This is a genomic window from Pseudomonas sp. WS 5021 (assembly GCF_012985535.1).
In the GTDB taxonomy this organism is placed as follows: Bacteria; Pseudomonadota; Gammaproteobacteria; order Pseudomonadales; family Pseudomonadaceae; genus Aquipseudomonas.
The window spans coordinates 334,890-348,226 of record NZ_JAAQWP010000006.1; the positions used below are offsets into that span (position 1 = coordinate 334,890).

The window sequence follows — 13,337 nt, forward strand, 5'->3', positions numbered from 1 at the left end:
GGCCGCTTGGAGGGACAGACGATGCACTCATGAACCGTGCACCTCGAGGGTGTGGGATGTGGCTGTATAAAACGGACTCAGCAAAGGTAAGCCTCCTGTTGTGAGCGGGCAGCGAACCACCGGTTTAACTTGAACGAACGTTCAAGTTAAACATGGATAGGCGGTCTGGGACTAATCGCAGGGCTGAGTGGTAGGTAATTCCTACACTAGCTCAAGGAAGGGTATGACGGACGGGAGAGGCAAAACGTTCAGCGATTGCTTACCTAAATTGAAGTGCTATCCCCTGTGGGAGCGGGCTTGCCCGCGATAGCGGAGTGTCAGGTTAGCGGTATTTGACTGGCCTACCGCCATCGCGGGCAAGCCCGCTCCCACATTAGGTCGTCACTACTTCTGCGTCCCATCATCATGCTGCAAATTCGCCTGCGTGATGTTCGCCCCCGCCGGCACGCTGCGCGTCAGCCACACGTTGCCGCCAATGGTCGAGCCCTGGCCGATGGTGATCCGCCCCAGGATCGTCGCCCCGGCGTAAATCACCACATCGTCCTCGACAATCGGGTGCCGTGGATGGCCCTTCTGCAACTGCCCGTCCTCATCCGCCGGGAAACGCTTGGCGCCCAGGGTCACCGCTTGATAAATGCGCACCCGCTCACCAATGATCGCCGTCTCGCCAATCACCACACCCGTGCCGTGGTCGATAAAGAAACTCGGGCCGATCTGCGCGCCGGGGTGAATATCGATGCCGGTCGCCGAATGGGCGATTTCCGCGCTGATCCGCGCGAGCAAAGGCAGCCCGGCGCGATACAAATGGTGGGCCAGGCGATGGTGGATCACCGCGAGGATCCCCGGATAGCACAGCAACACCTCATCCACACTGCGCGCGGCCGGGTCGCCGTGATAGGCCGCCAGCACATCGGTGTCCAACAGGCTGCGCAGCGCCGGCAAGGCCAGGGCAAAATCCTGGATCAGGCGAATGGCCAATGCATCGACTTCATTATCGGCCCGGCCGCCTTGGCGTGCGGCATAGCGCAACTCCAGGCGTGCCTGGGCGAGCAGGGCATTGAGCGCCACATCGAGGGTATGGCCGACGTAGAAATCCTCACTCTCCTCGCGCAAATCCACCGGCCCCAGGCGCATGGGGAACAGTGCGCCGCACAGCGCTTCAAGAATCTGCGCCATCGCATCACGGGAAGGTAACTCGCGACCGCCCTGCTCGCCGCTGACCCGGCCGTTGCGCGTACGCCACTGATCCCGGGCGCCGCGCAACTGGCTGACGATGGTCTGTAATTGCCAATGACTGGAACGCTCGCTCACGGTAATCCCTCCTGAGGTAATGGCCATCACTTTACGGTATGCAACCGGGCCGCTCTTAATAACCAATGGTGCGATGCTCATAACGTTCTGGCATAAGCAACTGGCGGTTGCCCGCGCAAAAAGCCCTGCCTATAGTCCCTCCCATCTTCTATTACCCGTGCGTAACCATGATCAAACAACAGCTCGAGCGTTTTAACCGTCTGGAACTACTGGGTGGCGCCACCGCCCTGGAAAAACTCGAACGACTGTCGACCTGGCTGGGCCGTGATATCTACGTCAAGCGCGACGACACCACGCCGCTGGCCATGGGCGGCAACAAACTGCGCAAGCTCGAATACCTCGCCGCCGATGCCTTGGCCCAGGGCGCCGATACGCTGGTCACCGCCGGCGCTATCCAGTCCAACCATGTGCGCCAGACCGCAGCCCTCGCCGCCAAGCTGGGCCTGGGCTGTGTCGCCCTGCTGGAAAACCCCACGGGCACCGACGACCCCAACTACCTGGGCAACGGCAACCGCTTGTTGGTCGAGTTGTTCGACGCCAAGGTCGAACTGGTCGAAAACCTGGACAACGCCGACGAGCAACTCCACGCCCTGGCCGAGCGCCTGCGCAGCAACGGCAAGACCCCCTATCTGGTGCCAATCGGCGGCTCCAACGCCCTGGGTGCCCTGGGCTATGTGCGGGCCGGGCTGGAATTGGCCGGGCAGATCCAGGACAGCGGCCTGCAGTTTGCGGCGGTGGTCCTGGCCTCGGGCAGCGCCGGCACCCACAGCGGCCTGGCCCTGGCGTTGAGCGAAGTGCTGCCGGACTTGCCGGTGATTGGCGTCACCGTGTCGCGCACCGACGAGGCGCAACGGCCCAAGGTCCAAGGCCTGGCCGAACGCACGGCGCAATTGCTGGGGGTGGCGGTACCCGACGCGTTCAAAGTGATTTTGTGGGATGAATACTTCGCCCCGCGCTATGGCGAACCCAACGCCGGCACCCTGGCGGCAATCAAGCTGCTGGCGAGTCAGGAAGGCCTGCTGCTGGACCCGGTCTACACCGGCAAGGCCATGGCCGGGTTGCTCGATGGCATCGGTCGCGGCGCGTTCGGGGAAGGTCCGATCATCTTCCTGCACACCGGGGGGGCGCCGGCGTTGTTTGCCTATGATTCAGTGTTCTGACTGGACACATTGAATCTGCACCTGATATGCAAAAATGGAATATAAAACTTAATTTATATTATTTTTAACGCTTTAAAACTCGCCCTATAGTCGCGCTCCCACACACCGCGTTTTTAGGGCAGGATACGACCACTGCGTCACCTGCTTCGCACACCATAAAAAGCACAGGGGCTTGTCATGACTATTTCTGTATTGCGTCGTACGTTGCTGGTTGGCACTTTGGGCCTGGCCCTTGGCGCCGGGTTGTTGGGCCAGGCGGTTGCCGGCGAACAGCTGGGCAATATCAAGAAGGCCGGCGAGATCAAGATCGGCCTGGAAGGCACCTACCCGCCGTTCAGCTTCGTCGATGAAGACGGCAAGCTCAGCGGCTTTGAAGTCGAGCTGTCCGAAGCCCTGGCCAAGGAGCTGGGCGTCAAGGTCAAGCTGCAGGCCACCCCGTGGGACGGCATCCTCGCGGCCCTGGAATCCAAGCGCCTCGACGCGGTGGTCAACCAGGTGACGATCTCCGAAGAGCGCAAGAAAAAATACGATTTCTCCAAGCCCTACACCGTCTCCGGGATCCAGGCGCTGACCCTGGCGAAAAACGTCGACACCATCAAGACCGCCGACGACCTGGCCGGCAAGAAAGTCGGGGTGGGCCTTGGCACCAACTACGAACAATGGCTCAAGGACAACCAACCCAAAGCCATCATCAAGACCTATAACGACGACCCGACCAAGTTCCAGGACCTGCGCATCGGCCGTATCGACGCGATTCTGATCGACCGCCTGGCGGCCCTGGAATATGCGAAAAAAGCCAAGGACACCGCCGCTGCCGGTGACGCCTTCTCCCGCCAGGAATCAGGGATTGCCCTGCGCAAAGGCGAGCCTGAGCTGCTTGAGGCGGTCAACCAGGCTCTCGATAAACTGCGCGCCGACGGCACTTTGAAGAAGCTGTCCGAGAAATACTTCAACGCTGACGTCACTCAATAATGGAAGCAGGTTTCCAACTCGCGCTCGACTCCGCGCCCTTTTTGCTCAAGGGCGCGTATTACACGGTGATCCTCAGCCTCGGCGGGATGTTTTTCGGCTTGCTGCTAGGCTTCGGCCTGGCCTTGATGCGCCTGTCGCGCTTCAAGCTTTTGAGCTGGACGGCCAGGGTCTATGTCTCGTTCTTTCGCGGCACGCCGTTGCTGGTGCAGCTGTTTTTGATCTACTACGGCTTGCCGCAAGTGGGTATCGAGCTGGACCCGATCCCGGCGGCGATGATCGGCTTCTCGCTGAACATGGCCGCCTACGCCTGTGAAATCCTGCGCGCGGCCATCGGCTCCATCGAGCGTGGCCAGTGGGAAGCTGCCGCCAGTATCGGCATGACCCGCGCGCAGACCCTGCGCCGGGCCATCCTGCCGCAGGCGATGCGCACGGCCCTGCCGCCCTTGGGCAATAGTTTTATTTCGCTGGTCAAGGACACGGCGCTGGCCGCCACCATCCAGGTGCCCGAGCTGTTCCGCCAGGCCCAATTGGTATCGGCGCGCACCTTCGAAATTTTCACCATGTACCTGTCTGCGGCCCTGGTCTACTGGGTCCTGGCAAGCATCCTGGCGCATTTTCAGAACCGCCTGGAAGACCGGGTCAACCGGCATGACCTGGAGTCTTGAAGCATGATCGTGGTTGAAAAACTGACCAAACAATTCAAGGGTCAGGTGGTGCTCAATGGGATCGACCTGGAGGTCAAGGAAGGCGAAGTTGTCGCCATCATTGGCCCCAGCGGCTCCGGCAAGACCACCTTCCTGCGCTGCCTGAACTTCCTCGAAGAACCCACCAGTGGCCGGATCAAGGTCGGCGACATCGAGATCGACGGCAGCCGTCCGCTCAACCAGCAACAGGCCCTGGTGCGGCGCCTGCGCCAGCATGTGGGCTTTGTGTTCCAGAACTTCAACCTGTTCCCCCATCGCACCGCCCTGGAAAACGTCATCGAAGGCCCCCTGGTGGTCAAGAAGATGCCGCGCGACGCCGCCGACCGTCTCGGGCGGGCCCTGCTGGCCAAGGTCGGCCTGGCAGGCAAGGAAGACGCCTATCCACGGCGCCTGTCCGGTGGCCAGCAGCAACGGGTGGCCATTGCCCGGGCCTTGGCGATGGAGCCGGAAGTGATCCTGTTCGATGAGCCGACCTCGGCCCTCGACCCGGAGCTGGTGGGCGAAGTACTGGCGACCATCCGCAGCCTTGCCGAAGAGAACCGCACCATGGTCATCGTCACCCACGAAATGAGTTTTGCCCGGGACGTGGCCAACCGCGTGGTCTTTTTCGACAAGGGCGTCATCGTCGAGCAAGGCGACGCCAAGGCGTTGTTTGCCAACCCCAAAGAAGAACGCACCCGGCAGTTCCTCAGCAAATTCCTCACCCACTGACCCTGCCCTTGTAGGAGCCGGCTTGCCGGCTCCCACATGTATCCTCCCTTTCGGAAAAGTCCCCGTAATCATTGGGCAAAGCGCCTATCAACGCCCCCTTTAATAGCAGCCATCAGTAAGACCCTTCTGAATAATCCCCAACCCGCCGTTTAGCCTTTTGCCTCCATTGACGCCCCCTGGCCAACCCTCTTATCTAGGGCCCACTGGATTGGATCCTATCCTGGCTTTTCAAAAAAACGTTCCTTTCGAACCCCATGCCTGAGGTTCGGAACGATCGCTGCTGGCTGCATCAAGGAGATTATTTATGAAGCACATTCCCCCCCTGGCCATGCTCGCCGCGCCGACAGTGCCCCAGGCTCTCAAACAAGGTATCAACGCGCAGGCCGCCACCTATTTGCAGGTCGATATCGCCCCCTACCCGGACATGGGCAAGGGCGACTTGATCGAGCTGTTCTGGAACAACTGCTTTGCCGCCTCCAAGCGCGTGAGCGCCGCCGATATCGGCCAGCCCAGCAGCCTGCGGGTACCGGAAAGCTTTGTGCAAAATGGTGCCGCACGGATTCACTACCGGGTCATGCAAGTGGGGCGCGGCCCGGCGCGCTCGATGATTACCCGGGTGCAGGTCAAGACTGCCTGCCCGGGCGGCCCGCCATCGGTGCTGTGTGGCGCAGAAAACCAGAACCTGGCCCCCGTGGGCCTGCCTGAAACCATCCGCCGCCATGGCGTCAACCCCAGCCAGATCCGCCGGGGCGTGCCGTTGACCATCGAGCCCTACCTGAACATGGCCGCCGGAGATGCAATCACCCTGCGCTGGGGCGATGCGCGCCTGGACCTGCCCCCCATCCACCCCACCGGGGTGGGGCGGCCCGTGCAGGTTTGGGTGCCTTCGACGCTGATCCTCGAAGCGGGGGACGACGCGCGCCAGGAGGTCACCTACTGCGTGATCGACCGCGTGGGCAACAACTCACGCTGGGCGCCCGGGCGCATCGTGAGCATCGCCCAGGCCAAAGCCCCAGGCCCGGCTGAGGCCTTGTCGGTGTACCAGCCACGGCGTCCTGGCTCACCGTGCGAGCCGGGGTGACAGACCTTCTATGCATATTCCTAAAAGTTAGTTTATTTAAAAAATAAACACGCTTAGGGTATATGCACCGGACCACCGGACATTCCTGATTTTTTAGCTTTTCCACGGATGTGAGGTAGGTATGGTCAAAATTACCCCGGTGCACAACGCCAGGGCATTACGTGTAGCCACGCAGGGGCGCACCGATGTCTAACTTGGCGCAATCGCCCCTCCAGAGCGATCTGGATATCGCCCCGCTGCTACTGCCCGCCAAGGTGCTGCGCAACGACAGTGAAGCCCTCGCCGCCGCTCACGAGCTTGCCCAGGCCGCCCGCCTGCAAGCCGGCCTGCGTGACCGCCAGCGCAAACTGCCTTGGGCCGAAATCGAACAGTTCACCCGCAGCGGCCTGGGCAGCATTTCCATCCCCCGCGAATACGGTGGCCCACAAGTGTCGTTTGTGACCCTGGCCGAAGTGTTCGCGATTATCAGCGCCGTCGACCCGGCCCTGGGGCAGATCCCGCAGAACCACTTCGGCATCCTCCATGTGCTGCAAGGCGCCGCCAGCCAGGAACAGAAAAAGCAGCTGTTCCAAAGCGTCCTCGACGGCTGGCGCATCGGCAACGGCGGGCCGGAACGCGGCACTAAAAATACCCTGGATGTGAAGGCCCGGATCAGCGCCGAGGGTGACGGCTTTGTCATCAACGGCCAGAAGTTCTACTCCACCGGCGCACTGTTTGCCCATTGGGTCGCGGTCAAGGCCCTGGACGACGAAGGCCGCCAGGTCATGGCTTTTGTACGGCGTGGCACCCCGGGATTGCGCATCGTCGATGACTGGTCGGGCTTTGGCCAACGCACCACCGCCAGCGGCACCGTGCTGCTGAACAACGTGCCGGTAGATGCCGACCTGGTGGTGCCGACCTGGCGCCTGGGGCAGGCCCCAGGCATCCAGGGCGCGGTCTCGCAATTGATCCAGGCCGCCATCGACGCCGGTATCGCCCGTGGCGCCCTCGACGACACCATCAGTTTTGTCCGCGAACGCTCGCGGCCGTGGATCGACGCCAAGGTCGAACGGGCCAGCGACGACCTCTATGTGATTGCCGACATCGGCAAGCTGAAAATCGAACTGCATGCCGCCGAAGCCCTGCTGCGCAAGGCCGGCCAGGTGCTGGACCAAGTCAGCGCCGCGCCCATCACCGAACACTCCGCCGCCCGGGCCTCGATTGCCGTGGCACAAGCCAAGGTGCTGACCACCGAAGTCTCGCTGCTGGTCAGCGAGAAGCTCTTCGAACTGGCCGGCAGCCGCGCCACCCTCGCCGAATTCAACCTCGACCGCCACTGGCGCAATGCACGGGTGCACACCTTGCACGACCCGGTGCGCTGGAAATATCACGCGGTGGGCGCCTGGCACCTCAACGGAACATTGCCGGCCCGGCATTCCTGGATCTGACGACCAGACATCTGGAGAAAAACATGACGCTTTCCCATCCCGTCGCGGTCATCACCAGCGACGAGCAAGCCCTGATTGTCGCCAGCGACCTGGCCGAAGACTTTCGCCGCGACAGCGCCCTGCGCGACCGCGAACGCCGCCTGCCACACGCCGAGCTGGAAGCCTTTTCCCGCTCCGGCCTGTGGGGCATCAGCGTACCCAAGGCATACGGCGGCGCTGGCGTATCCAACGTCACCCTGGCCAAGGTCATTGCCCTGATCGCCCAGGCCGATGCCTCGTTGGGGCAGATCCCGCAAAACCATTTCTATGCCCTGGAAGTGCTGCGCGTAAATGGCAGCCCGGCGCAGCAACAACGCCTGTACGCCGAGGTGCTGGCCGGCCAGCGCTTTGGCAATGCCCTGGCGGAACTGGGCACCAAGACCGCCCATGACCGGGTGACGAAACTTGTGCGCGAGGGCGACGGATTTCGCATCAGCGGCCGCAAGTTCTACGCCACCGGCGCGATCTACGCCCAGCGCATTCCCACCTCGGTGGTGGATGAACTCGGCGTGCAGCAACTGGCCTTCGTGCCGCATGACAGCCAGGGCCTGACGGTGATCGACGACTGGAGCGGCTTTGGCCAGCGCACCACCGGCAGCGGCTCGGTGGTGTTCGACAATGTGTGGGTCGCCGCCGAAGACGTGATCCCGTTCCAGAGCGCCTTCGAGCGCCCGACCACAGTAGGCCCGCTGGCGCAGATCCTTCACGCGGCCATCGACACCGGCATCGCCCGCGCGGCCTTTGAAGACGCCCTGCATTTTGTGCGCACCAAGACCCGCCCATGGATCGACTCGGGCAATGACAAGGCCAGCGAAGACCCGCTGACCCTGAAAAGCTTCGGCCACCTGAGCGTCCGCCTGCACGCCACCGAAGCCCTGCTGGAGCGCTCCGGCGAATTCCTCGACCGCGCCCAGGCCGACAGCACCGCACACACCGTCGCCGCGGCATCGATCGCCGTGGCCGAAGCACGCGCCCTGAGCACCGAGATTTCCCTGGCCGCCGGCAGCACCCTGTTTGAACTCGCCGGCAGCCAGGCAACCCTCGCCGAACATGGCCTGGACCGCCACTGGCGCAACGCCCGGGTGCACACCCTGCACGACCCGGTGCGCTGGAAGTACCACGCAGTCGGCAATTATTACCTCAACGATGAAAACCCGCCGCTGCGGGGGACCATCTGATGGCGAAGAAAAAGATCCTGCTCAATGCCTTCAACATGAACTGCATCGGGCATATCAACCATGGCCTGTGGACGCACCCACGGGATACCTCGACCCAGTACAAGAGCGTCGAATACTGGACCGAACTGGCGCAACTGCTGGAGCGCGGGCTATTCGACGGCTTGTTTATCGCCGACATCGTTGGCGTGTACGACGTCTATCAAGGCTCGGTCGATGTGCCGCTCAAGGAGTCGATCCAGCTACCGGTCAACGACCCGCTGCTGCTGGTCTCGGCCATGGCTGCGGTGACGAAAAACCTCGGCTTCGGCCTGACCGCCAACCTGACTTACGAGCCGCCCTATCTGTTCGCCCGGCGCATGTCCACCCTCGATCACCTGAGCCGTGGCCGGGTGGGCTGGAACATCGTCACCGGCTACCTGGACAGCGCCGCCAAGGCCATGGGCCTCACCGAGCAGGTCGAACATGACCGGCGCTACGACCAGGCCGACGAGTACCTGGAGGTGCTGTACAAGCTGTGGGAAGGCAGTTGGGAAGACGACGCGGTACTCAACGACCCGCAACAACGGATCTATGCCCAACCGGGCAAGGTGCACAAGGTCGAGCACCACGGCGAGTTCTATCAGGTGGAGGGTTATCACCTGTGCGAGCCGTCACCGCAGCGCACGCCAGTGCTGTTCCAGGCCGGCAGTTCGGAGCGCGGCCTGCTGTTCGCCGGGCGCCATGCCGAGTGCGTGTTCATCAGCGGGCAGAACAAGGCCGCGACCAAGGTGCAAGTGGACAAGGTGCGCGCCAGCGCGGTCGAGGCCGGGCGCAACCCGGACGATATCAAGGTGTTCATGGGCCTCAACGTGATTGTCGGCGCCACTGAGGCACTGGCCTGGGCCAAGCATGCCGAGTACCTGAGCTACGCCAGCGCCGAGGCCGGGGTGGCGCATTTCAGCGCCTCCACCGCCATCGACTTCTCGCAATACGAGCTGGATGAACCGATCCAGTACGTGAAGAGCAACGCGATCCAATCGGCCACTAAAGCCTTGCAGAACAACGACTGGACCCGTCGCAAGTTGTTGGAGCAACACGCGTTGGGCGGGCGCTATATCACCCTGGTGGGCTCGCCCGCGCAGGTGGCTGATGAGCTGGAATCCTGGATCAGCGAGACCGGCCTGGATGGCTTCAACCTGACGCGCATTGTTACGCCGGAGAGCTATGTGGACTTCATCGAGTTGGTGATTCCGGAGTTGCAAAGGCGTGGGTCGTACAAGACCGCTTATGAGAGCGGGACGCTGCGCGAGAAAGTGTTCCACCGCGATGCTCGCTTACCCGAACAACACACCGGCTCTCACTACCGCCACTAAACCAAAAATGTGGGAGCTGGCTTGCCTGCTCCCACATTAGATCTTCGTTGTTTTTCCCCACACCTTATGACTGGAAATCGACCATGAAAAAAACACTGCTGTCCCACCCAGTCAAAGCACTGGCCCTGGCCCTCGGCCTGTTCAGCTCGGCGGTGTTTGCCGCCGATGCGCCGCTGAAAGTCGGCACCACGGCGGCCTTCGCCATCCCCCTGGAAGCCGCCGTCGAAGAGGCCGGCAAACAGGGCCTGAAAGTCGAGCTGGTGGAGTTCACCGACTGGATCGCGCCCAACGTCAGCCTCGCCGCCGGCGATATCGACGTGAATTACTTCCAGCACATTCCGTTCCTAGAAAACGCCAAGGCCGCCGCCGGTTTTGACCTGGTGCCGTTCAAGCCGGGGATCATCAACAACGTCGGCCTGTACTCGAAAAAATACAAAAGCTTCGATGAGCTGCCCCAGGGCGCCAGCGTGGCCATCGCCAACGACCCGATCAACAGCGGGCGCGGCCTGCAACTGCTGGCCAAGGCGGGCTTGATCTCCCTCAAGCCGGGCGTGGGCTACAAGGCCACCGAAGAAGACATCGTCGCCAACCCGAAAAAGCTCAAGATCCTGCAAGTCGAAGCAGTGCAGCTGGTACGCGCCTATGACGATGCCGACCTGGTGCAGGGCTACCCGGCCTACATCCGCCTGTCCAAGACCTTCAATGCCGAGTCGGCGCTGCTGTTCGACGGCCTCGATCACCCGGAATACGTGATCCAGTTCGTGACCCAGCCCAAAGGCACAACCGACCCGCGGGTGATCAAGTTCGTCGAGATCTACCAGCATTCGCCGGTGGTGCGTGCTGCCCTGGATAAATCCCTCGGCACGCTGTACCAAGTCGGTTGGGAAGGCTGAACATGAGCGCCGCCAACAGCCAACTGCGCGACCTGGGCACACCGCCCAGGGACGCCCGGCAGACCGAACTGCACCCAGACCTCAACCGCGCCCATGTGCGTTTTATCAACCTGGGCAAAACCTATGACGGCACGGTGCATGCGCTGCAAGGCATTGACCTGGCGATCCAGCACGGCGAAGTGTTCGGCATCATCGGCCGCAGTGGCGCCGGCAAGTCGTCGCTGATCCGCACCATCAACCGCCTGGAGCAACCCAGCAGCGGCCGGGTGCTGATCGACCAGGTGGATATCGGCGAGTTCGACGAAGACCGCCTGGTGGCCCTGCGCAGGCGCATCGGCATGATTTTCCAGCACTTCAACCTGATGTCGGCCAAGACCGTGTGGCAGAACGTCGAGCTGCCGCTGAAAGTCGCCGGTGTGCCCAAGCCACAGCGCGCACAAAAAGTCCGCGAACTGCTGGAGCTGGTGGGCTTGCAGGACAAGCACAAGGCCTACCCGGCGCAGTTGTCCGGCGGGCAGAAGCAACGGGTAGGCATCGCCCGCTCGCTGGTACACGACCCGCAGATCCTGCTGTGCGACGAAGCCACCTCGGCCCTGGACCCGGAAACCACCCAGTCGATCCTCGGCCTGTTGCGCGAGATCAACCGGCGCCTGGGCCTGACCATCGTGCTGATCACCCACGAGATGGCGGTGATCCGCGAAATCTGCGACCGCGTGGTGGTGCTGGAACACGGGCGGATCGTCGAGCAAGGGCCGGTGTGGGAAGTGTTTGGCAACCCCAGGCATGAGGTCAGCAAAACCCTGCTGGCGCCCCTGCAACATGGCTTGCCCGATGAGCTGCAAAAGCGTTTGCAGGCCACGCCGCCGTCGGCGCAGGCGGCCGTGGTGCTGCGCCTGCAATTTACCGGCGCCAGCGCGGATGAACCGGACCTCGCCGCACTGTTCGGCGCCCTGGGTGGGCGCGTGCGCCTGCTGCAAGGCGGGGTCGAGCGCATCCAGGGCCACGCTCTGGGGCAGTTGCTGCTGGCGGTGAGCGACTCCACCCTGGATCCCGATACATTACGCACCCGCGCCGCGCGCTGGGCACAACAGGTCGAGGTGCTGGGCTATGTGGTTTGATCGTTTATTGCAGGGCGCCATCGACACCTTGTTGATGGTCGGGGTGTCGTCGTTGATCGCGCTGTTGGTGGGCATCCCGCTGGCGGTGTTCCTGGTCACCAGCGACAAGGGCGGTATCTACCAGGCCCCCGCGTTGAACCGGGTACTGGGGGCGTTCGTCAATCTGTTCCGCTCCATCCCCTTCCTGATTCTGATGGTGGCGCTGATCCCGTTCACCCGCCTGATCGTCGGCACCACCTACGGCGTATGGGCCGCCGTGGTGCCGCTGACCATCGCCGCCACGCCATTCTTTGCGCGAATCGCCGAGGTCAGCCTGCGCGAAGTCGACCATGGCCTGATCGAAGCCGCCCAGGCCATGGGCTGCCGGCGCTGGCATATCGTCTGGCATGTGCTGTTGCCGGAAGCGCTGCCGGGGATTGTCGGCGGGTTCACCATTACTCTGGTGACCATGATCAACTCGTCGGCCATGGCCGGGGCGATCGGCGCCGGAGGCCTGGGGGATATTGCCTACCGCTACGGTTACCAGCGTTTTGACAGCCAGATCATGCTCACGGTGATTGTATTGCTGGTTCTGCTGGTGGCCGCGATCCAACTGGGCGGCGATCGCCTGGCGCGCGGGCTGAACAAGCGCTGAGGTATAGTCGGCACCTTTCTTTGCCCTGGTGCCGACTGCCATGAAACTCGCCCCCGACGACCTCGACCAGATCACCTCCACCACCCTGGGCCACTACAACCAGGTGGCCGAGGACTTTCGCGAAGGCACCCGCGACCATGATGTAAGCCAGAACATCGACGCACTGCTGCGGCATATCCAGGCGCCCGCACCGTTTACCGTGCTGGACTTCGGCTGCGGGCCGGGGCGGGATTTGCAGACCTTCACCCGGCTTGGGCATATAGCCGTGGGCCTGGATGGCGCCGAGCGTTTCGCGCAGATGGCGCGCCAGGACAGCGGCTGCGAGGTACTGCACCAGGACTTCCTCAAACTGGATCTGCCGGCCGCGCGCTTCGACGGAATTTTTGCCAATGCGGTGCTGTTCCATATCCCCAAGCAGGAATTGCCGCGCATTCTCCAGCAACTGCATGCTGCGCTGAAACCGGGCGGGGTGTTGTTCAGCTCCAATCCCAGGGGGCAAAACCAGGAGGGCTGGAACGGGCCGCGTTATGGCTCGTATCACGACCTTGCGGCCTGGCAGGCGCTGCTGGCGGCGGCGGGGTTTGTGGAGTTGGAGCACTACTATCGCCCGGCGGGGCTGCCGCGCGAGCAGCAGCCCTGGTTGGCCAGTGTGTGGCGTAAGGTAGAGGTTGTCTGAGCGGACGCTATCGCAGCGATGCGGCGACCCGACAAGCCAGCTCCCACATTGTTTTGTGGTGTGTCCAGAATTCCCTGCCTG

General features: G+C 62.7%; 13 protein-coding genes. 12 read left to right on the plus strand and 1 reads right to left on the minus strand.

The annotated features are described in order from the left end of the window. Window positions 1–384: 384 nt before the first annotated feature. Entirely contained in the window at window positions 385–1,311 is a 927-nt protein-coding gene (gene epsC, locus HBO19_RS20435; protein WP_170042334.1) for a serine O-acetyltransferase EpsC, read from the minus strand. 167 nt (window positions 1,312–1,478) lie between these two features. On the opposite strand from epsC, the gene HBO19_RS20440 reads away from it, so the two are divergent. The 12 genes from HBO19_RS20440 (at window position 1,479) to HBO19_RS20495 (ending at window position 13,256) form a co-directional block, all read left to right on the plus strand. Further along, window positions 1,479–2,471 (plus strand): D-cysteine desulfhydrase, encoded by a 993-nt coding sequence (locus HBO19_RS20440; protein WP_170058175.1) that lies wholly within the window; start codon window positions 1,479–1,481, stop codon window positions 2,469–2,471. A gap of 177 nt (window positions 2,472–2,648) precedes the next feature. Beyond that, on the plus strand, window positions 2,649–3,443 hold the full coding sequence (tcyJ, locus tag HBO19_RS20445) for a cystine ABC transporter substrate-binding protein (RefSeq protein ID WP_169953904.1): 795 nt from the start codon (window positions 2,649–2,651) through the stop codon (window positions 3,441–3,443). Continuing rightward, a complete protein-coding gene (gene tcyL / locus HBO19_RS20450; protein ID WP_169953905.1) occupies window positions 3,443–4,108 on the plus strand; it encodes a cystine ABC transporter permease in 666 nt (221 codons plus the stop codon). The genes tcyJ and tcyL overlap by 1 nt, the downstream gene beginning before the upstream one ends. 3 nt (window positions 4,109–4,111) lie before the next feature. Beyond that, on the plus strand, window positions 4,112–4,858 hold the full coding sequence (gene tcyN / locus HBO19_RS20455; RefSeq protein WP_169953906.1) for an L-cystine ABC transporter ATP-binding protein TcyN: 747 nt from the start codon (window positions 4,112–4,114) through the stop codon (window positions 4,856–4,858). A gap of 304 nt (window positions 4,859–5,162) precedes the next feature. Further along, window positions 5,163–5,939 (plus strand): hypothetical protein, encoded by a 777-nt coding sequence (locus HBO19_RS20460; RefSeq protein ID WP_169953907.1) that lies wholly within the window; start codon window positions 5,163–5,165, stop codon window positions 5,937–5,939. A gap of 185 nt (window positions 5,940–6,124) precedes the next feature. Further along, on the plus strand, window positions 6,125–7,366 hold the full coding sequence (locus tag HBO19_RS20465; protein WP_170058176.1) for an SfnB family sulfur acquisition oxidoreductase: 1,242 nt from the start codon (window positions 6,125–6,127) through the stop codon (window positions 7,364–7,366). 23 nt (window positions 7,367–7,389) lie between these two features. Continuing rightward, window positions 7,390–8,583: an SfnB family sulfur acquisition oxidoreductase gene (locus tag HBO19_RS20470; protein ID WP_169953909.1), complete on the plus strand. Its 1,194-nt coding sequence runs from the start codon at window positions 7,390–7,392 to the stop codon at window positions 8,581–8,583. After that, window positions 8,583–9,935: an LLM class flavin-dependent oxidoreductase gene (locus HBO19_RS20475; RefSeq protein ID WP_170058177.1), complete on the plus strand. Its 1,353-nt coding sequence runs from the start codon at window positions 8,583–8,585 to the stop codon at window positions 9,933–9,935. Before HBO19_RS20470 ends, HBO19_RS20475 begins: the two co-directional genes overlap by 1 nt. Window positions 9,936–10,018: 83 nt before the next feature. Further along, entirely contained in the window at window positions 10,019–10,828 is an 810-nt protein-coding gene (locus HBO19_RS20480) for a MetQ/NlpA family ABC transporter substrate-binding protein (protein ID WP_170042329.1), read from the plus strand. A 2-nt stretch (window positions 10,829–10,830) separates the two neighbouring features. Beyond that, complete coding sequence (locus HBO19_RS20485; RefSeq protein WP_170058178.1) at window positions 10,831–11,946, plus strand: ATP-binding cassette domain-containing protein; 1,116 nt, start codon at window positions 10,831–10,833, stop codon at window positions 11,944–11,946. Next, on the plus strand, window positions 11,936–12,580 hold the full coding sequence (locus HBO19_RS20490) for a methionine ABC transporter permease (RefSeq protein ID WP_169953913.1): 645 nt from the start codon (window positions 11,936–11,938) through the stop codon (window positions 12,578–12,580). The genes HBO19_RS20485 and HBO19_RS20490 overlap by 11 nt, the downstream gene beginning before the upstream one ends. A 40-nt stretch (window positions 12,581–12,620) precedes the next feature. Next, entirely contained in the window at window positions 12,621–13,256 is a 636-nt protein-coding gene (locus HBO19_RS20495; RefSeq protein ID WP_169953914.1) for a class I SAM-dependent methyltransferase, read from the plus strand. The last annotated feature ends 81 nt before the right edge of the window (window positions 13,257–13,337 follow it).